Source organism: Achromobacter sp. ACM01 (genome assembly GCF_014851745.1).
In the GTDB taxonomy this organism is placed as follows: domain Bacteria; phylum Pseudomonadota; class Gammaproteobacteria; order Burkholderiales; family Burkholderiaceae_B; genus Achromobacter; species Achromobacter aegrifaciens.
Genome location: NZ_JACVAF010000002.1, coordinates 619,404 through 640,577, shown reverse-complemented (window position 1 = coordinate 640,577; position 21,174 = coordinate 619,404). Strand labels below are relative to the sequence as shown.

Annotated in this window: 18 protein-coding genes; 10 read left to right on the top strand and 8 right to left on the bottom strand. The window is 67.1% G+C overall.

What is annotated here, in order from left to right; genetic code table 11:
* The 8 genes from IB268_RS11405 to IB268_RS11370 form a co-directional block, all read right to left on the bottom strand.
* On the bottom strand, nucleotides 1–2,205 hold the full coding sequence (locus IB268_RS11405; RefSeq protein WP_192354256.1) for a rhodanese-like domain-containing protein: 2,205 nt from the start codon (nucleotides 2,203–2,205) through the stop codon (nucleotides 1–3).
* A gap of 118 nt (nucleotides 2,206–2,323) precedes the next feature.
* Nucleotides 2,324–3,253 carry a CysB family HTH-type transcriptional regulator gene (locus IB268_RS11400; RefSeq protein WP_175160726.1) on the bottom strand — a complete coding sequence of 310 codons (930 nt, stop codon included), beginning with the start codon at nucleotides 3,251–3,253 and terminating at the stop codon, nucleotides 2,324–2,326.
* Between the two features lie 8 nt (nucleotides 3,254–3,261).
* On the bottom strand, nucleotides 3,262–3,612 hold the full coding sequence (locus IB268_RS11395) for a glyoxalase/bleomycin resistance/dioxygenase family protein (protein WP_054454611.1): 351 nt from the start codon (nucleotides 3,610–3,612) through the stop codon (nucleotides 3,262–3,264).
* Between the two features lie 122 nt (nucleotides 3,613–3,734).
* The gene (gene metC / locus IB268_RS11390) at nucleotides 3,735–4,949 is read right to left on the bottom strand and encodes a cystathionine beta-lyase (RefSeq protein ID WP_175160724.1); all 1,215 of its coding nucleotides are present in this window, start codon (nucleotides 4,947–4,949) and stop codon (nucleotides 3,735–3,737) included.
* A gap of 62 nt (nucleotides 4,950–5,011) precedes the next feature.
* On the bottom strand, nucleotides 5,012–5,878 hold the full coding sequence (locus IB268_RS11385; protein ID WP_175213314.1) for an amino acid ABC transporter ATP-binding protein: 867 nt from the start codon (nucleotides 5,876–5,878) through the stop codon (nucleotides 5,012–5,014).
* Entirely contained in the window at nucleotides 5,865–6,674 is an 810-nt protein-coding gene (locus tag IB268_RS11380; protein WP_175160722.1) for an amino acid ABC transporter permease, read from the bottom strand. Before IB268_RS11380 ends, IB268_RS11385 begins: the two co-directional genes overlap by 14 nt.
* Nucleotides 6,664–7,401: an amino acid ABC transporter permease gene (locus IB268_RS11375; RefSeq protein WP_192354255.1), complete on the bottom strand. Its 738-nt coding sequence runs from the start codon at nucleotides 7,399–7,401 to the stop codon at nucleotides 6,664–6,666. Before IB268_RS11375 ends, IB268_RS11380 begins: the two co-directional genes overlap by 11 nt.
* A 13-nt stretch (nucleotides 7,402–7,414) precedes the next feature.
* Nucleotides 7,415–8,251: a transporter substrate-binding domain-containing protein gene (locus IB268_RS11370; RefSeq protein WP_175160718.1), complete on the bottom strand. Its 837-nt coding sequence runs from the start codon at nucleotides 8,249–8,251 to the stop codon at nucleotides 7,415–7,417.
* A 210-nt stretch (nucleotides 8,252–8,461) separates the two neighbouring features.
* Here IB268_RS11370 and IB268_RS11365 point away from each other — a divergent pair, with 210 nt between their 5' ends.
* The 10 genes from IB268_RS11365 (at nucleotide 8,462) to IB268_RS31315 (ending at nucleotide 21,173) form a co-directional block, all read left to right on the top strand.
* Nucleotides 8,462–9,331 (top strand): VOC family protein, encoded by an 870-nt coding sequence (locus IB268_RS11365; protein ID WP_192354254.1) that lies wholly within the window; start codon nucleotides 8,462–8,464, stop codon nucleotides 9,329–9,331.
* The gene (locus IB268_RS11360; RefSeq protein ID WP_192354460.1) at nucleotides 9,331–10,440 is read left to right on the top strand and encodes a DUF2817 domain-containing protein; all 1,110 of its coding nucleotides are present in this window, start codon (nucleotides 9,331–9,333) and stop codon (nucleotides 10,438–10,440) included. The genes IB268_RS11365 and IB268_RS11360 overlap by 1 nt, the downstream gene beginning before the upstream one ends.
* A gap of 30 nt (nucleotides 10,441–10,470) precedes the next feature.
* Nucleotides 10,471–11,484 carry a zinc-binding dehydrogenase gene (locus IB268_RS11355; protein WP_192354253.1) on the top strand — a complete coding sequence of 338 codons (1,014 nt, stop codon included), beginning with the start codon at nucleotides 10,471–10,473 and terminating at the stop codon, nucleotides 11,482–11,484.
* Nucleotides 11,481–11,930, top strand: coding sequence for a PaaI family thioesterase (locus tag IB268_RS11350; protein ID WP_054454625.1), 450 nt, complete (start codon nucleotides 11,481–11,483; stop codon nucleotides 11,928–11,930). Before IB268_RS11355 ends, IB268_RS11350 begins: the two co-directional genes overlap by 4 nt.
* Before the next feature lie 28 nt (nucleotides 11,931–11,958).
* Nucleotides 11,959–13,602, top strand: coding sequence for an ABC transporter substrate-binding protein (locus IB268_RS11345; protein WP_175213310.1), 1,644 nt, complete (start codon nucleotides 11,959–11,961; stop codon nucleotides 13,600–13,602).
* A gap of 9 nt (nucleotides 13,603–13,611) precedes the next feature.
* Entirely contained in the window at nucleotides 13,612–14,583 is a 972-nt protein-coding gene (locus tag IB268_RS11340; protein ID WP_192352063.1) for an ABC transporter permease, read from the top strand.
* A 1-nt stretch (nucleotide 14,584) separates the two neighbouring features.
* Nucleotides 14,585–15,466: an ABC transporter permease gene (locus IB268_RS11335; RefSeq protein ID WP_192354252.1), complete on the top strand. Its 882-nt coding sequence runs from the start codon at nucleotides 14,585–14,587 to the stop codon at nucleotides 15,464–15,466.
* A gap of 24 nt (nucleotides 15,467–15,490) precedes the next feature.
* Complete coding sequence (locus IB268_RS11330) at nucleotides 15,491–17,035, top strand: class I adenylate-forming enzyme family protein (protein ID WP_192354251.1); 1,545 nt, start codon at nucleotides 15,491–15,493, stop codon at nucleotides 17,033–17,035.
* Nucleotides 17,032–17,811, top strand: a complete 780-nt coding sequence (locus IB268_RS11325; protein ID WP_175160704.1) for an SDR family oxidoreductase — start codon at nucleotides 17,032–17,034, stop codon at nucleotides 17,809–17,811. Before IB268_RS11330 ends, IB268_RS11325 begins: the two co-directional genes overlap by 4 nt.
* A gap of 320 nt (nucleotides 17,812–18,131) precedes the next feature.
* A complete protein-coding gene (locus IB268_RS31315; RefSeq protein WP_192354250.1) occupies nucleotides 18,132–21,173 on the top strand; it encodes an autotransporter outer membrane beta-barrel domain-containing protein in 3,042 nt (1,013 codons plus the stop codon).
* The last annotated feature ends 1 nt before the right edge of the window (nucleotide 21,174 follow it).

Genomic DNA, 21,174 nt, shown 5'->3' with positions numbered 1-21,174 from the left:
TCATTCCCGCGTGATCAGCCGGAAGTCCTGGCTGCCCTCGCGCTCCACCTGCGCCACCAGCCCTAGCTCCCAGTCCAGGTAGTCGCGAAAGCCCTGATCCCGCGCGGCCAGGTCCTTGAACAGATAGGGGCTGACGCTCTGGTCGTCGTCGCCGGTCAACACGTCTTGCGCGCCTTGGGCCAGCTCCAGACCTTGCGCCGTCCAGGCGCGGGTGCCGCCCAGCAGGTAGCGCACCGGCCGCTGGCCGCGCCACGCCAATTCGGCCGCCACGACGCTTGCCAGCACGCCGTCGGCAGACGTCAGCACGATGGTCCGGCCGCTGTCCTCGGGCAGAAACTCGGCAACGCGATCGGGCGCAGCAAACCGCGCGCCCGGCACGTGGCCGCGCTCATACGCGACCCGCGCATCGACGTCGAACAGCACAGCCTGGCCGTTTTCCAACGCGGCCCGCAAGGCTTGCGGCCGCAAACCGCCGGCGTCTGGCCGGTGGCGCAGCACGCGCCGTGGCTCCGGCCCGCTCTGCAACGCGGCCGACGCCGGCGGTTGGTACAGATAGACCTCCACCGCGCCTAGCTGGGCCAACCAGGCGCCGGTGGTCAGGGCGCGTACGCCGTCCCAATCCGCCAGCACCACGCGGGCGCGGCGCGTGGCCAGGTACTCGTCCGTGGCCTGCACCAGTTGGCCGCCGGGCGCCCAGCGCCAGCCCTCCAGATGGCCGGTCTCGTACTCCTCGCGGGTACGCACATCGAACTTGTAAAGCGTGCGCACGTCCTGCTCCGCCTCGAATGCCAGCAAGGCGGCGGTATCGATGTGCGCGACGCCTGCTAGACGCGCGACGCCGGCCGCCTGTTGGCGGGCTGCAGTCAAGGTCTGGCCGTCCGGCTCAGGCAGCGCCGCATGCCTGCCATGGGCCAGCTCGCGGCCCGACAGCAGCCACTCCATGGTGCCGTTGCGCAACGACGCGACACGGTTGGGTATGCCGGCGTCGATCAACGTTTGCGCGCCGACGATGCTGCGCGTGCGTCCCGCACAGTTCACCACCACAAAGGTAGCCGGGTCCGGCGCCAGCTCGCGGATTCGATAGACCAGTTCCGCCCCAGGCAGACTGTGCGCGAAGGGCAGCGTGAAGTTATGGAATTCCTCCGGCGTGCGGCTGTCGACCACCACGATGTCGTCACCGCGCGCCACGCGCGCATCGAGTTCGTCGACGTCGATCCAGGGTGTGCGCTTCTCATGCTCGATGACTTCGCCGAACGCCTTGCTGGGCACGTTGGTGCCGGAGAACAACTCCCGCCCCTCCCGCTCCCAGGCGTCCGTCCCGCCCGCCAGCACCGAAATATCGCTCCAGCCCAGGCGCGTCAGCTTGGCCGCGGCCTGGTGTGCCAGCGTCTCGTCATCATCCACCAGCACGATGCGCGCATCGCGGCGCGGCGCCAGCCTGTCGATTAGCAGTTCCAGGCGCCACAAGGGCGCTGGCACGGCGTGCAGCAGATGGCGGCGCGCATGACGGCCCGCCTCGCGCACGTCCAGCAAGGCGATCTCGCCCGCGCCGCGCAGTTCGTCCTGCAGCGCCTGCGTGGAAATACGCGCATGATAGATCGCCGCAGGCGGCGAGAATGTGCGGTAGGTGCCGCCCGCCGTGCTTTCGAACACCACACGGCCATGAAGGCGGTCCAGCGCCAGGCCATAGAAATGCAGGTGCGCGCCAGGCTCGTCACCTACCAGTTCGATGGTGTGTACGTCCGCCGGCCCCAGCACGATGGAGCTGCCCGGCTGCACATCCACGCGCTGGACGTGGGTCAGCACATCGCGCAGCGGATCGGCGCTGCGCTCGCGCGCATAGACCTCATTGCGCTCATTGCCCTGCACGCCGGCGATGATGGCCCAGGTGGTGTGGTCGTGCGGCGGCTGGGCCTTGCCCGGCGCGCCCAGCGACAGGTAAAGGGCATGGCCGCCGTCCAGGTCCTCCGCCAGCCGGTAGATGGCGTTCGGCCTGCCCGGGACCAAGGCGAACTCTTCGGCCGGGAACAGCTCGCGGCGGCGGCCCAGCGCTTCCAGCAGCGTTGCCACTTCGGCCAGTTGTTCGCGCGTGACGCTGGCGGCATCGGGCGCCAGCCGCCGTGCATGGGCGATGAACTCGCGCACGGCCCGTGCGCGTTGGTTGTGGATGCTCGCGGTTGCGGACAGCGGTGCAGATGTACTCATGGGATGGCCCTGAATTCCGTGTGGAAGAAAAGGTCAGCCTACGTGCGCGGCGCCGCGGCGGGAACGAAGCGATGCAACTATGGATATGCGCGGGACGACTGTCCCTGCGCCGCTTGCCTCAGCCTTCGCCCTTGAGCTCGCGTTCGACGATCTCGCGCGTCAAAGTCGGCACGAACATCTCGATAAAGTGAAAAGCGTAACCGCGCAGCCATGCGCCGCGCCGTATCGCCAGCCGCGTCAGGTTGATCTCGAACAGGTGGCGGGCGTCGATGGCGCACAGGCGCGTGTCGCGCTCGGCGTCCCAGGCCACCGAGGCCACGATGCCCAAGCCCAGCCCCAGCTCCACATAGGTCTTGATCACATCCGCGTCCATCGCCGTCATGACGATGTCGGGCGTGATGCCGGCTCGCGCGAAGGCCTCGTCGATATGCGCCCGGCCCGTGTAGCCCCGCCCATAGGTGATGATGGGATGGCGCGACAGCTGCGACAGCGTCACCCCGTCCTGCTGCCGTTCCAGAGGATGGCCGCGAGGCACGATGATGCTGTGGCTCCAACGGTAGCAAGGCAGGTTGACGAGCCCCGGATAATCGGCCACCGCTTCCGTCGCCACGCCGATGTCGGCCTCGCCTTCCAGCAGCATCTCCGACACCTGCTTGGGCGAACCTTGATGCAGATGCAGCACCACTTCGGGATAGCGTTCGCGGAACTCCTTGATGACGGGCGGCAAGGCGTAGCGCGCCTGCGAATGGGTGGCCCCTATGGACAGCACGCCCGTCCGGCTGTCGGCGTACTCGGCGCCGGCATGGCGGATGTTATCGGCGCATTGCAGGATCTGCTCGACCAAGGGCAGGATAAGCTCGCCGGGCGGGGTCAGGCCGATCAGCCGCTTGCCCGAGCGCACGAAGATGTCGACTCCCACCTCTTCCTCGAGTTCGCGGATCTGACGGCTGACGCCGGGCTGCGAGGTGTGCAGGCTTTCGGACACGTCGGTCAGGTTGAAGTCCTGGCGTACGGCCTCGCGCACGGAGCGCAATTGCTGGAAGTTCATCGCGCGCCTCAGCCCAGGAATGCCAGCTGATTGCCGGACGGATCTTTCACGTACATCACGCGCGGCTCGGCGTCTGGCAAGGAGCAGACCGGATGGTGTCCAGCCCGGCGCAGGCGCGCCAGGATGACGTCATAGTCGCCGGTCCTGAGCGCGAGGTAATCGGGCTTCACTTCCCTGCTGATTTCGTCCACGGGAGACAGCGACAAGGTCGCTTCGCCCAGCGCGAACAGCAGCCGCTGGCCGCCGGCCCCGGCCATTTCGTCCAGGCCGATGATGTGACCATAGAACTCGCGTACCGCTGCCTGCCGCTGGACAAGAAACGGAAGCTGCACCGAACCGATGGAAAGAATAGTAGACATGCCCTGCCGCCAATCATGGAACAGGGCAAATTCTAGTGGTCGCGGGTACTGACGGACAAAGAGGTAAACGTTGCTTCTACATAGCCGGAAACCCTAAAGAAAACCGCTCATTTGCATATGCCTCAGGCGCTGCGCCGCAGGGCCTGGCGTGTTGCCGCGAATGCGCGCTCCAGGTCGTCCACCAGGTCCAGCGGGCTTTCCAGCCCGATGTGCAGGCGCACCACGGATTGGGTCTGCGGACCATCCCGCCACTGGCTGTGCTCGGCCAGGCGCTCGGGCGCCGCCTCCAGCGCCAGGCTTTCGTAGCCGCCCCAGGATGCGCCGATGGAGAAATAGCGCAAGGCATCGATGAAGCGCGCGCCGGCAGCGGCATCGGAATGGCGGAACGCGAACGACACCAGGCCGCTGGCGCCGCTGAAATCCCGCCGCCACAACGCATGGCCCGGGTCCTGCGCCAACGCTGGGTAATAGACTCTGGCGACGTCCTCGTGCCGCGCCAGATATTCGGCCACGACCAACGCGTTTTCATGATGCCGCGCCAGCCGCACATCCAACGTGCGCAGGCCGCGCAAGGTCAGATAGGCATCGTCCGCGCCCACCGACAGGCCCAGGGCGTCGTAGGTCGCGCCCAGTTGCCTGGCCAGTTCCGGACTATCGACCGTGACCACGCCCATCATCACGTCGGAGTGTCCCGCCAGGTACTTTGTGGCCGCCTGAATCGAAATGTGCGCGCCCAACGCCAGCGGCTGATAATACAGGCCGCCGCTCCAGGTATTGTCCGCCGCCACCAGCACGCCATGCCGCCGCGCCGTCGCGGCCAGCGCAGGCAGGTCCTGCACTTCGTACAGGAGCGAGCTGGGCGACTCCAGGTATAGCAGGCGGGTGTTCGGACGAATCAGCGCTGCGAGGTCGTCGCGTGCTGCGGAAAAATACTCCACCTCGATCCCATAGCGCTGCAACAGCGCGCGGTCCACCTTGCGCACCGGCGAATAGACACTGTCGGCCACCAAGGCGTGCTCGCCCGGCGCCAGGGTCGCCAGTAGCACCAGCACGATGGCTGACAGCCCGGAGGGTGCCAGCAGCGTGCGGTAGCCGCCTTCCAGCGACGTCACAGCCTCTTCCAGCGCCTGATGGGTGTCCAGACCATGGCGTCCATAGGTCGCCACGCGTTCCCCGGCCGCGCGTTGCCGGCCCAGGGCCGCCTGCGCGGCCGTGTCGGCAAAGCGCACGGTGCTGGTGCGTACCACCGGCACGTTCACCGGGCCGCCGCCCTGCTTCAGGTCGGGCGCGCCGGCATGCACCAGCCGGGTCTGGACGCGAGCGTCTGCAAGGCTCATGCGGTCACCTCGCCACAAATGGGAATCAGGGATATGAAAATCATGCGCAACTCCATCAGGGTTCACACCGCCAGGCGCAGCGGATCGAAATGCAGGTAGCTCTGTATGGGATCGGGAGTCCGCTCGCGCACGGGCGCCGCGCCGACCGCCCGTTGCAGAAAGGCGCGCGTGCGCTCGCTGGCAGGCGCCCCGAACAGGCGCGCCGGCGGCCCGGACTCGACGATCCGGCCGGCCTCGGTGAAATACACAATGTCGCTGATCTCTTCGGCAAAGCGCATCTCATGGGTCACCAGCACGCAAGTCAGGCCGTCCTCCACCAGTTCGCGAATCACGGCCAACACTTCGCCGACCATCTCCGGGTCCAGCGCGGAAGTGACTTCATCGAACAGGATCAGCTCGGGCCGCAATGCCAGCGCGCGCGCGATCGCCACGCGTTGCTGCTGGCCGCCGGACAGTTCGCCGGGATAGGCGTCCTGCTTGTGCTCCATCCGCACCTGGGCCAGTAGCTCGCGCGCGCGCTTCTCGGCCTGCGCGCGCGGTACGCCGCCCACCTTGATGGGAGAGATCGTCAGGTTCTCCAGCACGCTCAGGTGCGGGAACAGGTTGTATTGCTGGAACACGAAGCCCACGCGCTTGCGCAGGCCGATCAGCTCGGCTTCCGTCTTCAAGGCGTCCACGCGCACGCCGCCAACCTCGATGCGGCCGCGCTGTGGGCGCAGCAGTCCGGTAATGCAGCGCAGGATGGTGGACTTGCCCGATCCCGACGGTCCGATGATGGACACCGCCTGCCCCTGCCGCACCTCGACGTCCATGCCCTTGAGCACCTCCGTCTGGCCAAAGGCCAGATGCACGTCCTGCAGGCTGACCAGCGGCGGCGTAGCCGCGCCCCTTGAGGCGGCTGTGCGCGCCTCGAATTCAATAATGCTCATGGCGTTTTTCCAGATACCGCGTCCAGCGCGCGATGGGGTAGCAATAGGCGAAGAAAAGCGCCAATAGCGTGAAGTAGACCAATATCGTGAAGTCGGTGCGCGACACCGTATTGCTGGCCACCGTGGCTGCGTCCACCAGATCGTGCACGCCCACCAGCGAGGCCAGCGACGTGCTCATGGTGATGCTGGCGTACAGGTTCATCCACGACGGCAGCATCCGCCGCAGGCACTGCGGCAATACGATCATGCGGAAGATCTGCGCGCGGCGGAACGCCAGCGATTGCGCGGCCTCCCATTGCGCGCTGGGGATGGACTGGATCGCGCCGCGGAAGATCTCGGCCACGTTGGCGCTGGCCGGCAGGCCCAGGCCGATGACCACCTTGATCCAGTCCGGAAACGGCAGATTCCATCCGCCCAGCCTCAGCTCGAAGGGAAATACGTAGGTGGTGAAGTACACCAACACCAGGATGGGCGCATTGCGGAACAACAGCACGTAGGCGCGTGTCAGGCGGCGCATCAGCCGCGACGGCGACAACGACAGCGCACCCACCACCAGCCCGGCCAGCGTACCCAGCGCCATGGCCAGCACGCTGATCTGGACGTTCATCGCCAAACCGCGTAGCAAGGCTGGCGACCAATACCACAGCGTCCGCACGGCGGCGGGCGCCGAGTTGGTGGCCGCCCACGCCAGGTTCAGCGCCGCCAACGCCAGCAATACGACAAGCCAGGGATCGCGCAAGGCCGGCGGCAGCCGTCGCCCCGCGGCCTGTGCGTTCAGGACCAGGTCATTGGCCATAGCCAGGCATCCTCAAACGTTCTTCCAGCCATCTCCCGCCCAGACCGACCAGCCAGGTCAGCAGGCCGAAGTACAGCAGGATGAGCAGCAAGAGTTCCAACACGTTGTCGCGGTACGACCAGATCATGATGGACTCATAGGTCACGTCGCCCACCGCGATGGCCGACGCAATCGCTGTCATCTTCACCAAGTCCACCAGGTTGTTGACCAGTGCCGGCAAGGCAAAGCGCAACGCCAGCGGCAGTTGCACCTGGGTCAGGATCTGGCGCCGTGAGAACGCCAGCGAACGAGCCGCCTCCATGGCTACGGCGGGCACCGCTTCGATACCCGCGCGCAAAGCCTCGGCATGGAACACCCCCTTGTGCAGCGCCACCACGATCACCACCCAGGCGAACGGCGCTATCGGACTGCCGCCGCCCAGCTTTTGCGTGATCAGCATGTTCAGCACCAGGAAGGCGCAATACAGCTGCACCAGCGTGGGCGTGTTGCGCGTGACTTCCACAAAAGCCTGCAATGGCCTTGCCAGCCAGCCGCGGCCGCTGGTCAGGCCCGCCGCGATCAGGACGCCGAACGCCAGGCTCACTGGTATGGTCCACGCGCATAGTTGCAGCGTGACCAGCAGCCCGCGGCCGAACGCGGACAGTTCACTCGCGTCCAACACGAAGCTGTAGTTCAGGCCTAGGGGCTTGAAAAGGCCGACCCAGGCATGCAGTGCCGATTCGAACATGCGCCGGCCCGCCTCAGCTTCCCTGCTTGTACTTGGCGTGCAGTTCCTGCAATAGCGGCTGCGGCGGTGCGATGCCCAGGCGAGTTTCCGTGGCGATCAGCCAGCCCGTGCGATGCCAGTCCTGCACCACCTTGTCGACGGCGGCGATGGTGTCGGCCTCGCCCTTGCGGGTCCAGACCACCGAGTTGGCCGGCAGCACCTCGCTGGCGATGGGCGCGTGGTAGTCCTTCCATTCCGGGTTGCTGCGCAACAACGGCTGGATCAGAGTCGAATCGTGCACGGCCGCGACGCACTGGCCGCCACGCAGCGCCAGGAGCGAATCCGACGAGCTCTTGTAGCCCTTGACCACCGCGCCGTAATCGGCTGACAAGGGCCGCGCGAAGCTGCTGCCCTGGGACACGCACACCGGCTTGCCGCGCAGGTCCTCCCACTTGGCGATGCCGCTGGTCTTCAGGGTGGCAGCCGTTCCGCCCACGCGGAAGAACGGCGTCGGCGCATAGCCCAGGATCTCGGCGCGCTCCGGGTTCAGCTCCATGGACGCGATCAGCAGGTCGACCTTGCCGGAGATCAGGAACTGCGTACGCGTGGCGGTCTGCACCTGCACCAATTCCGCTTTCACGCCCAGGCCCTTGGCCAGCTCGCGCGCCAGCTCCGGGTTCCAGCCCACCAGCTGCTGCGTCGCGGGGTCCAGCGAACCAAACACGCCGCCATTGGCCAGCACGCCTATGGTGATGGTGCCGCGTTCCTTGATCTTTTCCAGCGTGGCGTCGGCCTGCGCCGCGCCGGCGGCCAGGGCCAGCGCCAGGGAGAATGCGATGCGGGCGCCGCCCGGAGTCTTGCGAGTCGTCATGTCGTTGTAGAGGGATGTGCTTTGAACGGACCACCATGCTGCTTGCGGGTTGGCCCAGGAGCAAAGAAGACTTTCAGATATGAATATGCGGATGCCTCCTGTCCCCTGGCGCGAACAGAAAGCAAATATCCACATGCGAATTCAATCGTTCTGGCCCGCCTGCGCTTCGGCCAGACTGCCCGCTTCCGTCAAGCAAATTCAGGAAACGCGATGTCCATACCCTCAGTCACCGGACTGGACCACTACATCATCCGGGTGCATGACCTGCAGGCCGCAACCGCCCAATACCAGAAGCTGGGCTTTGTCCTGGCGCCGCAAGGCCGCCACCATCGCGGCACGCGCAACCAGACCCTGATCCTGGACGCCAATTACCTGGAGCTGCTGGCATTCCCGCCGGAGCTGCGCGAGCAGTCGCGCTTTGCGGGCTTTGACGACGCCTATGAAGGCCCGGTCTCCGTCGCGCTGCAGACCACCGACAGCAGCGCCGTGCACGCCGAGCTTGCCCGCCTGGGCATAGACGCCGAAGCGCCGCAACGCGGCGGCCGTCCGGTGCACCTGCCCGCCGGCAGCGAGGACGCGGCCTGGAACAACACCCAGTTTCCGGCGGGCCTCTTCGCGGTGCCGGACTTCTTCACCTGCGGCCATCTCACGCGCCATCTGGTCTACCGGCCCGAATGGCAGGGCCATGCCAACGGCGCCCGCCGCATCGAGTCGCTGATCGCCGTGCATCCCGAGCCGCGCGCCCTGCGCGCCGCGTATGAACGCGTGCTGGGCCCCATTGCCATCAGCGAGCTTCCTGACCAGGGCCTGCAAGTGCGGCGCGGCAGCCTGCGCATCGACTTCCTCGCGCCCGCCGCCTTCGAGCAGCGTTTCCCCCATGTGCGCGTGCCAGCTGGCCTGCCCGCCAGCAGCCAGGGCGGCTGGTTCGCGGGATCGGTCATCGGTGTGCGCGATATCGGGCAGACGCGCGCGTGGCTCGACGCCAACAAGGTCCCGTACCGCGCCAACGCGCAGGGCGAACTGGCGGTGGCGCCCGAGCATGCTGCCGGCGCACTGCAAGTCTTCGTGCAGGAGGCATGATGGGCCAGCCCCTGCCCGACTACTGGACCTGCTTTTCCGCCGACTACGCAACAGCGCGCGAGGCCTTCGTGGCCGCCGCCGCGGCGCGGGGCGCCGCGCTCTCGCGCCACGAACATCCCACGGCGCGCGACCCGCAGGGCCGGCCGTTGACCGTAGACGTGGCGGTGCTGGGCCGCCCCGGCGCCGCCCGCACCCATCTGGCCATCAGCGGCACCCACGGCCTCGAAGGCGCGGCCGGCTCGGCGGTGCAGCTCGCGTGGCTGCAGGCGGACGGCGGCCTGCCCTTGCCGGACGGCGTCAACGTGGTGCTGGTACATGCGTTGAATCCCTACGGCTATGCGCACGACACGCGCACCACCGAAAACAATGTCGACCTGAACCGCAATTTCATCGACCACACCCGGGCCGCACCGCCCAACCCGCACTATGCCAGCCTGCATCCGCACCTGATCCCGCAGCACTGGACCGAGGCCGCGCTGGACGCCGGCGCCGAGGCGCTGGAGCGCTTCCGCCAGGAGCACGGCGCGGACGCGCTCTTCAACGTCACGGCCAGCGGCCAGTACACGCACCCGGACGGCCTGGTCTATGGCGGCAACGGCCCCGAATGGTCCAACCGCACGCTGCGCCGCATCGTCGACGAGCACCTGGGCGCGAGCGAACGGGTGGCCTTCATCGACTGGCACACCGGCATCGGCGAATTCGGCGAGCCCTTCTTCCTGTGCTTCAACCCCGACGGCAGCGCCGAGCAGGCGCAAGCCGCGGCCTGGTGGGGCGCGGATCGCGTACTGGGGCAGCGCCCGCACGGCCTGGCCCGTCCCGACTACCAGGGACTGGTGTTCCGTGGCGTACAGCAAGCGTTGGGCCAGCGGCCGCTGGCCGGCGCAGTCGTCGAATTCGGCACGCGCGGCCTGCAGATGCGGCCGGCCCTGAGGCTGGACCAATGGCTGCGCTTCAAGTCCCCGGCCGCGCCCGACGCCGCGCGCGATGCGCAGTTGCGGGCGGATCTGGTCGATGCCTTCGTACCCGTGTCCAGCGTCTGGCGCCGCAATGTCGTGGCCCACGGCCTGCAGATCACGCGCCAGGCCATCGCCGGCCTGGCCGCGTGGTGATTCTTTCCCTACCCATCCATCAAGAGACTCATGAAAGCCATTGTTTTGCGTGAACACGGCGGCACCGACAAGCTGCGCCTGGAAACCGAATTCCCCGATCCCGTTGCCGGTCCCGACGACGTGGTCATCCGCGTCGGGGCCTCGTCCCTGAACTACCACGACGTATTCACTCGCCGCGGCATGCCCGGTATCAAATTGCCCTTTCCCGTCATCATCGGCCTGGACGTGGCCGGCGTGGTGGTGCAGACCGGCGCCAACGTGCGCGACTGGAAGGCGGGCGACCGCGTGCTGGTGGACCCGATAGACCGGGTCGATGGCGGCCTGGTGGGCGAGACGATTCATGGCGGCCTGGCCGAACTGTGCCGCGTACCGGCGCACCAGCTGCTGCGTCTGCCCGACGAGGTCAGCTTCGATCAGGCGGCGGCGCTGCCCGTGGCCTACGGCACCGCCCTGCGCATGATGAACCGCATCGGCCAGGTGCAGCCAGGCGAAAAGGTGCTGATCCTGGGCGCCAGCGGCGGCGTGGGCGTGTGCGCCGTGCAATTGGCCAAGCTGGCTGGCGCCGAAGTCATCGCCTGCGCCGGCAGCCCCGAAAAGGCCGAGACGCTGCGCGCCCTGGGCGCCGACCACATCATTCTGTACACCGAGGAAGACTTCCTCAAGGCGGTCCAGGAGCGCTTCGGCAAGCCGTCGCGCCGCCGCAGCGGCAAGCCGGGCGGCGTGGACGTGGTGGTCAACTTCACGGGCGGCGAAACCTGGGTCAAATCGTTGCGCTGCCTGCGCCTGGGCGGCCGCCTGCTGACCTGCGGCGCGACCGCGGGCTTCGATCCCAAGGAAGACCTGCGCTATATCTGGACCTTCGAGCTGCAGATCCGCGGCTCCAACGGCTGGGAACGCGAGGACCTGCACGAGCTGCTGGCGCTGGTGCGCGACGGCCGGCTGCGCGTCCACGTGGACCGCAAGTGGCCTCTGGAACAAGGCGCCCAGGCGCTGGCCTCGCTGGAAGATCGCAAGATCGTCGGCAAAGTGCTGGTGTCGGCATGAGCGCGAACCCGAAGGCGCTGGCTCCGGCTGCCACCCTTGACGCCGCGGCCATCCAGGCCAGGTTCGACGATTCGCCGTTCATCGCCTGGCTCGGCCTGTCGGTGCGCGACGTGAACCATGAACAGGGAGAACTGACCGTGCTGGCCCCCATGCGCCCGGAATTCGAGCGCGGCGCGGCCAGCGGCCAATGGCATGGCGGCCCGCTGGCCGCGGTGATCGACACCGTCGGCGATTTCGCCGTCGGCATGCTGCTGGGCCGCGGCCTGCCGACCATCAACTTCCGCGTCGACTACCTGCGTCCCGCCGTCAACACCGCGCTGACCGCCGTGGCCCGCGTGCGCCGCAACGGCCGCAGCGTGGGCGTGGCCGACGTGGACCTCTACAACGACCAGGGTGCGCTGGTGGCCATCGGCCGCGCCACCTACGCCACGCTCGCCCAGGGCTGAGCGGGCTCTCATCTTCAAGGACACCATCATGACCACCGCGCAGCGCCCCGGACGGCGCGCCTTCCTTACCCGTACCGCCGCGGGCGGCCTGGCCGCCGGCCTGGGCATCGCGCCCCAGGCGTTGCTGGCCGCGACTGCCCAGCCCGGCGCCGACGCCGGCCCCGCCCGCAAAGGCGGCACCCTGGTCGCCAGCTGGGGCGGCCTGGAGCCCCAGGCCCTGTTCGTGCCCGGCGGCGGCGGGTCCAGCCCGTTCCAGACCGCGACCAAGATCCTCGAACGCCTGCTCAAGCTGGATGCCGACCTGAAGTTCCAGCCCGCGCTGGCCCTGTCCGTGACGCCCGCCGCAGACTTCCGCAGCTACACCATCAAGCTGCGCGAAGGCGTCACCTGGCACGACGGCGCGCCGTTCACGTCCGCCGACGTGGTCTACAACGTGCTGCAGCACTGGAAGCCGATTTCCGCCGGCATCGCGCTGAAGTCGCTGACCGGCGCGACCGCGACCGATCCGCTGACCGTGGTGCTGAACTTCGACGCGCCGGTTCCGGAGTTCTTCCTGAAATCCACTCTGGCCGGTCAGTTCCAGCTCTTGATACCCAAACACCTGTACGACGGGCGCGACATCATCACCAACCCGCTGAACAACACGCCGGTCGGCACCGGCCCCTGGAAGTACGGCAAGTGGGTGCGCGGCAGCCACGTCGAATACCTGCGCAACGACAGCTACTGGAATGCCGGCCAGCCCAACCTGGACCGCCTCATCATCCGCTGGTGGGGCGACCCCGCCACGCGCGGCGCCGCGCTGGAGACCGGCGAGCTGGGCCTGGCCTATTCCAACCCAGTGCCTGCCCGCGACATCGACCGCCTGCTCAAGACCGGCAAGGTGGTGGTGGACACGCGCGGCTACCAGAACTCGGCCTGGACCGTGACCGCCGAATTCAACCAGCGCCGCGACATCGTCAACCGCCGCGAGGTGCGCCAGGCCATCCTGCACGCCATCGACCGCCAGTTCATCGTCGACACCATCTACTACGGCCGCGGCAAGCCCGCCATCGCGCCGGTCTTCAGCAGCAACCCGCTGTTCTACACCGAGGACGTGCCGCGCTATCCGTTCGACCCCAAGAAGGCCGCCGCGCTGCTGGACGCCGCGGGCCTGCCGGTGAAGGACGGCAAGCGCTTCACCGTGAATCTGGTCGCCGCCGCCTGGTTCGAGGAGAACGCCAAGCTCGGCCAGTACCTGAAGCAGGCGCTGCAGGACGTGGGCATCGAGGTCAAGCTGGATTCCGTGGACCGCGCCACGGCGCTCAAGCGCATCTATGGCGACTACGACTACGACATCGCCGTCTCCAACTTCACCTCGCCGCTGGAACTGGTGCCCACTGTCACCCAGTTCTACACCACCGACGGCATCGTCAAGGGCGCCGCCTTCCGCAACGCCACCGGCTACTCCAACCCGGAAATGGACGCGCTGGTCGCCAAGCTGACCCAGGAGACCGCCCCGGACGCGCGCCGAACGCTTGCGCACCAGTTCGCCCGCCTGGCCTCGACCGACGTGCCGCACGTGCCGCTGGTGGAGATCCAGTCGTTCACGCTGGCCGGCAAGAACGTGCGCAACTTCACCACCGGCGCCAACGTCCAGGGCGAAACCCTGGCCGACGTCTGGCTGCAGGCCTGAGGCGCACGCATGCCGATCCGACTGATCTTGCGCCGGCTGGCCCAGGCTGTCCCGCTGCTGCTGGGCGTGGTGGTGCTGAACTTCGCGCTCATCCAATCCGTGCCCGGCACCTTCCTGGACGTGATGACGGCCGAGCAGCAGGTCACCGACCCGGCGCTCATCGAGCGCCTGCGCGTGACCTACGGCATGGACCAGCCGCCCGCCGTGCAGTTGCTGAAGTACATAGGCTCCGTGGCGCGCGGCGATCTGGGCTATTCCTACCGCCACAACCTGCCCGTGCTGGACGTGATCCTGGCGCACCTGCCAGCCACGCTGCTGCTGATGGGCGCAAGCCTCGCCATCGCGGTGCTGGTGGGCATGGCGGCCGGCATCGTGTCGGCCGTCAAGGTCAACACCTGGTGGGACAGCGCGGTGTCGGTGTTCGCCGTGCTGTGCTTTGCCGCGCCCAGCTTCTGGCTGGGCATCATGCTGATCGTGCTGTTCTCGGTCAAGCTAGGCTGGTTTCCGGTGGGCGGCATGGTGACCATCGGCCTGTCCGGCGGCGCCTGGCGCCAGGCGCTGGATGTGCTGCACCACCTGGCATTGCCGGCGCTGGCCCTGGGGCTGTTCTATTCCGCCGCCTATGCCCGCGTGATGCGCGCCTCGATGCTGGAAGTCAGCCGCATGGAGTTCGTGCGCACCGCGTACGCCAAGGGCCTGACGCGCAGCGCCGTGGTCCTGCGCCACGTGCTGCGCAATGCCTTCCTGCCCATCGTGACGCTGCTGGGCCTGCAACTGGGCGCGGTGCTGGGCGGCAGCATCGTCGTCGAGGCGGTGTTCAGCTGGCCCGGCATCGGCGCCGTGCTGTTCGACAGCGTCATGAGCCGCAACTATCCCGTCGTCCTGGGCATCCTGGTGCTCAGCTCTTTCGTGGTGATCATCGCCAACATCGCCGTCGACCTGATCTACACGCGGCTGGACCCGCGCATCAAGGCTGCCTGACATGTCCGCATCCCCTACCCTCGCCCTTCCCACGGCATCCTCCCACCGCCGCGCCTCGTTCGCCGCGCGTTTTGCGCGCAACCGGGGCGCCGTCGCGGGCGCCGCGCTGCTGGCCCTGGTCGCCTTCCTGGCGGTGGGCGCCAGCTGGCTGTATCCGACCGACCCGCTGCGCATCGTCGGCGCTCCCGAGGTCTGGCCGTTCGAATCCTGGCGTCATCCGCTGGGCACCGATTCCATGGGGCGCGACATCGCCGCCATGATCGCCCACGGCGCGCGCGCCACCCTGCTGATCGGCCTGGTGGCCGCGGCCACCGCCACGCTGATCGGCGTGAGCGTGGGCGCGGCCGCGGCCTGGGCCGGCGGCTGGGTCGACGAGGGCCTGATGCGCGTGGCCGAACTGTTCCAGATCATTCCCAACGTCGTGTTCGTGCTGACGGTGGTGTCCATCCTGGGGCCGCGCATCGAACACATCACACTGGCCGTAGGGTTGGTGTCCTGGCCGCCCATCGCGCGCCTGACCCGGGCCGAGTTCCTGTCCTTCAAGGAACGCGAGTTCGTGCAGGCCTGCCGCGCGCTCGGCATGAGTCCGTTGCGCATCGTCGCCGCGGAAATCCTGCCCAACGCCCTGCCTCCCGTCATCGTGATGTCCTCGCTGGTCGTGGCCGGCGCCATCCTCTACGAATCGGTGGTGTCCTTCCTGGGCCTGGGCGACCCCAACATCGCCAGCTGGGGCCGGCTGGTGGGCGAAGGCCGCAGCCTGATCCGCTCTTCCTGGTACATCTGCGCCGTGCCGGGCGTGGCCATCATGCTGGCCGTGCTCTCGTTGAACCTGGTCGGCGACGGCCTGAACGACGCGCTCAACCCCAAGCTGCAAAAGCGCTGAGCCGCATTCTTTCCGGAAAATTCCATGACGCATTCCCTGCTCAATCTGGGCCATCTGGCCGACCCGGAACTGTCTTCCGATCTGCCCGCCATCATCGACCTGCGCCAGTCCGACACGCCGCGGCATTACACCCACGCCCAGGTCCGCCTGCTGGCGGGCGGCGTGGCCGCCTGGCTGTCCGCGCGCGGCCTGGCGCCGGGCAGCCGCGTCGCCATCGCCGCGCTGAACCGGGCCGAGTACCTGATCGCCTATTTCGGCATCATGCGGGCGGGCTACGTGGCCGTTCCCGTCAACATCAAGCAGTCGCAAGAGAACATCGACTATGTACTGCGCGACGCCGGCATCGCGCTCGCACTGGTGGACGGCCCGCGCCGCGCCGCCTTCGAAGCCAAGGTGCCGGTGCTGGACTTCGACGACGCCGGTCCGCAAGGCTTTGCCGCGCAGATCGCGCCCACGGACTTCGGCTTCGTCACGCCGCAGGCCGACGGCATCGCGCAGATGCTGTACACCTCGGGCTCCACCGGCAAGCCCAAGGGCGTGCCGCTCACGCATCGCGGCCAATTGTGGGCGCTGGCTGCCACCTCCGCCGCCGTCGTCGCCCGCGCCGGCGTGCAGGAACGATACCTGCTGGCCCAGCCGCTATTCCACATGAACGGCCTGTTCATGGCCAAGCGCGCCTTCGCCAGCAACAGCCTGCTGGTGATCCAGCCATCATTCGACGTCCCCGCCTATGCCGACGCGCTGGAGCGTTACCGCATCTCTGTCCTGACCGCCGTGCCCACCATGTTCGCGCGACTGGTCAAGGACCCGGCTCTGCTGCAAGGACGCGACCTGTCGGCGCTGAGCCGCGTCATGCTGGGCTCGGCCCCCATGACCGTGGCGCTGCTGGAACGCATCCAGCGCGCCCTGCCCGGCGTGCGCGTGACCCACGGCTACGGCACCACCGAGGCCGGCCCCGCCGTGTTTGGCCCGCATCCCGACGGCCTGCCCACGCCCGCGCTGGCGCTGGGCTACCCGCTCGATCCCACCCAGGTGCGGCTCGCTGACGGTCCTGGCCCGGACCAGGGCGTGCTGCTGATGAAGAACCCCGCAGTGCTCGCCGGCTATCACAACCTCCCGGAAAAGAGCGCACAGGTGCTCAAGGACGGCTGGTACTACAGCGGCGACGTGCTGCGGCGCGACGCCGACGGCTTCTATTACTTCGTGGGCCGCGCCGACGACATGTTTGTCTGCTCGGGCGAGAACATCTATCCCGTCGAGGTCGAGAAACTGCTGGAATCGCACCCCGACGTGCGCCAGAGCTGCGTGGTGCCCTTGGCCGACGAGGAACGCGGCCATATCCCCGTCGCCTTCGTCGTGCGCCGCGACGGCAGCCGACTGCATGCCGATGCGCTCAAGCGCCACGCGCTCGAGCACGGCCCCGCCTACCAGCATCCGCGGCGCATCCGCTTCGTGGATGAACTGCCCTGGGCCGGCACCAACAAGATCGACCGCAACGCGCTGCTGCTTGCCGCGCGCGAACTGGAAGCGCAGCATGCGTGGACCCAACCCGAAACGGAAACGGCATGAGTCAGACTGAATTCCCCGACAGCCTCGTGGGCAAAACCGCGCTCGTGACCGGCGCCAGCCGCGGCATCGGCCGCGCCATCGCGCTGGCCCTGGGCCGGCGCGGCGCGCGCGTCGCCGTGCACTACAACAGCGCTGGCGATGCCGCCGACGAGGTCGTGCGCCAGATCCAGGCAGCTGGCGGCCAAGCCTGGGCCTTGCAGGCCGACCTGGCGCTGGCGGACGCCGCCGCAGCATTGGCGCGGGACTTGCGCGCCTCGCTCAAGGAACGCTACGCCGACGACGGCCTGGACATCCTGGTCAACAACGCCGGCGTGGGCCTGCGCGCCCGCCTGCCGGAAGTCACTCCTGACGCGTTCGACCGGGTGCTGCAGGTCAACCTGAAGACCCCCTTCTTCCTGATCCAGCAGACCCTGCCTTTCCTGCGCGACCATGGCCGCATCGTCAACGTGTCCTCCATGGGCACGCGCGCCGCCTATCCGGAAATGAGCGTCTACGCGCCGGCCAAGGCCGGCCTGGAAGCGCTGACCCTGCTGCTGGCTAGCGAATTGGGCGCACGCGGCATTACCGTGAACGCCGTCCTGCCCGGCGCCACGGCCACGGACCTCAATGCCCGCGCACGCGATCCGGAGCAGAGCAAGGTCATCGCCCAGACGATTGCATTGGGGCGCGTGGGGCAGCCTGAGGACATTGCGGACATCGTCGCCTTTCTGGCGTCGCATGAGGGGCGCTGGATCACGGGGCAGCGCATTGATGCGACGGGCGGGCAGCGGCTGTAGCCTCGGATCCCGGCAATATGGCGTCTTCCTTCGGCAACGGACCGACCGCAATGCAGGCGATTCGTAATAGTGGTTTTCCCTAGTTCCAAGGAATTCACTGCGCCAGCGCGGCGTGCCCTCAGTGCCTCATTATCGAAACCCCTGCTCGGGCCTGCACGCGAATCGACTCGTGCAATTACGCAACTCCCATTTGCACTAGGCAAAAAGTAGTAGTAGGGTTCCATGGCGTTCATGTTGTGTCTGCTCGAAAGACGGCGCATCGATGTTCCTGCGGCGTCCAGATTGACTTCCGGTCACATTTCCTCTGGCAGGAGCTGCTCGTGAAATGCGCAGAACATGAAAATATCTCCCCCGTTGTTCAATCGCCGCACCTTGCCGCTCGCTTCGCCCTCGGGCTCGCCGCGACCTTCAGCGGCACGGCGACGTATGCAGACGTCGTCCCGCAAGGCACCTACACGACCCCCTTTCGGGTTGTTGCCGGCGAGGAAAAGACGTTTGTCGGCGGCACCGTCATTACTCCCATGCCGCCCTACCCGCCACAAATGGGCGGTACGGGTATCCAGGTCCAGGGCGGCCTGGCCATCCTGGATCCCTCGCTCGGCGACGGAACGCCCATCCGCATAAGCGTCAACGGCAGCGCCATCGACGGCCTGTATGTCAGAAGCGGCGGCAAGATGTTGGTCAGGCCGGGAGGCGTCTATGTCTATGCCACCGGCGGAAGCGTGCGGGGCATCTACAACGTCGGCTCAACAGGCCTTCCATCGGAATTCGATGGTTCGAACGTATATGTCACGACGGATTTCATCGAATCCCATGCCCTGCGTACCTATGGCGTCGACGCCACGACCACACTACGGGACTCGACGCTGACCACCCTGCAAAACGGCTCCAAGGGTGCCGAGGTGTGGCAAGGCGCCAAAGCCAACCTGTACAACACCGCCATCCTGACCAAGGGCACGACCGCGTACGGCGCCCACGTCCTTCAGAATGGCAGCGTCCTCACGACCACGAACGGATCGATCACCACAGAGGGCACGACCGCATACGGCATTCTGGTACAGGACTACGGCAAATTCATGGGCACCGGCACGTCGGTGCGCGCGCAAAACGCGATCGGCGTCTATGTCTATACCAACGGCATATTCCAGTCCGATGGGATGACCATCCAGTCCGACCGCACTTACGGCATGTACGTCAACGGCGGCACCGCCACGTTGAAAGACACGCAGGTAAGCACGCTGGCCGCCGGCTCGTTTGCGCTGTTCGTCAACGGCGGGCCCCCCGCGACCGTGGATGGAGGGCAGATCCTGACCTTCGCCGACCGTTCAGTGGCCGTGCGCACCCAGTCCGGCGCCGTGGCGAACATCAACGGCACTCGGATAAGCACGCTGGGACAGACGGCGTACGGCATCCACGTCGAGGGCTGGGGTACGGTCAATCTGGGCCGCAACGACGACACGGGTACCTTGGTCGACACCCAGGGCGCGGACGCCGATGCCGTACGCGTGTCGGTCAATGCCACGCGCTTCAGCGCCACCGGCGCGACGCTGCAAACCGCAGGCGCAAACGCCCAGGGCTTGCACCTGACCGGGACGGCGGGCGCCGCGGCAAAGACCTACACCCTTGTGGATTCCAAGATCGCCTCAGCCCAGGCCGACGGCATACATCTGTCGGAGGGGCCCGCCATCGTGTCTTTGACCGGCTCCTCCGTCACCGGCGGCAATGCCGCCATCAACATCGGCGCCACTGCCGCCGCGACTGCGGATATCAGCGCCAGCGGGACCTTGATCCAAGGGCGCGTGCTGACTCAGCCTGGCAGCACGACCAATCTTTCCATGAGCGATGGCAGCACCTGGCAGGTGACGGGAAACTCCAACCTCACCAACCTGGTCAACACCAACAGCCTCATCGACTTCACGCCCCCGCAGACAGGCAGCAGCTACAAGACCATCACGACGCGCAACTACGGCGGGAACGGCACCATCGCGCTCAATACCTACTTGGGAGATGACAGTTCTCCGTCGGACAAGCTCATCGTCAATGGCGGCAACGCCACTGGCACATCGCAACTGCGCATAAAGAACACTGGCGGCCCCGGCGCGCTGACGACCGCAAGCGGGATTCAGGTGGTCGAGGTGGTCAACGGCGGCGTATCCGGGGCGGGTGCGTTCGCGCTGTCCGGCCGCGCGGTGGCCGGCCCCTACGAATACCGGCTCTACCAGGGAAGCGCCGCAGCGCCGACCGATCAGAGCTGGTACTTGCGGTCGGAAAAGGAAGCGCCACCGCCACCGCCCCCGCCGCCTCCTCCACCGCCGCCGCCTCCCCCGCCGCCGCCGCCGCCTCCGCCACCGCCACCGCCGCCACCACCGCCTCCGCCGCCCGACCCAGAGCCCGAACCCGAGCCCCTATATCGGCCGGAAGTCGCGGCTTACCTCGCCAACCAACGCCTGGTCGGGCAGATGTTCGTGCAGAGCATGCACGACCGTTTGGGTGAACCTCAATTCATCGAATCGCAACCGTTCGCAGTCGATGGCAGCAAGCGCAATTCGATCTGGCTGCGCACCTCCGGAAAATGGGAAGGAAGCCACAGCCGTGACGGCAATTTTGACGTCAGCACCGACCTTTTCCTGTTGCAGGGCGGCGGCGATCTTGCGCAATGGAAGCTCTTTTCAGAGACCGATCGCCTGCACCTCGGAGCCATGCTCGGATACGGCACTGCAGACAGCACTGCCCGCGCCGACGGCAACCCCTACAAGGCAAAGGGCCGCGTCAACGGCTATAGCGCAGGCGTGTACGGCACATGGTTTCAAAACGACGAGACCAAGCTGGGCGCCTACGTGGACACCTGGTTCCAATACGGCTGGTTCAACAACCGGGTGCAAGGCGCCGAACTGCCGCGCGTGGACTACGACTCGCAAGCCTGGGCGATATCGGCGGAGGCCGGCTACGCATTCAAGCTACGGGAAAACTGGACGCTGGAACCACAGGCTCAAATCATCTATGTCGACAGCAACACCGACAGCATCACCGAACAGAACGGCACCCGGGTAGACCGCGCCGATTCGAACGGGACCATTACCCGCCTTGGGGTACGCACCTTCACCACGTTTGACCTTGGCAACAACCGCAAGGCCCAACCCTTCGCAACCGTGAACTGGTGGCACAGCAACGTCGACAGTTCCGTGTCTTTCAATCAATTACCCATCGGAGACCTTTATCCCAAGGACCGGTATGAACTGAAGCTGGGCGTGCATGCCAACTTCACCAAGGGTTGGACAGGATGGGTCAATGCTTCCGGCAGCTGGGGCGCGCAAGACTACCATCAGTACGTGGGCCGTATCGGCGTGAAATACACGTGGTGAG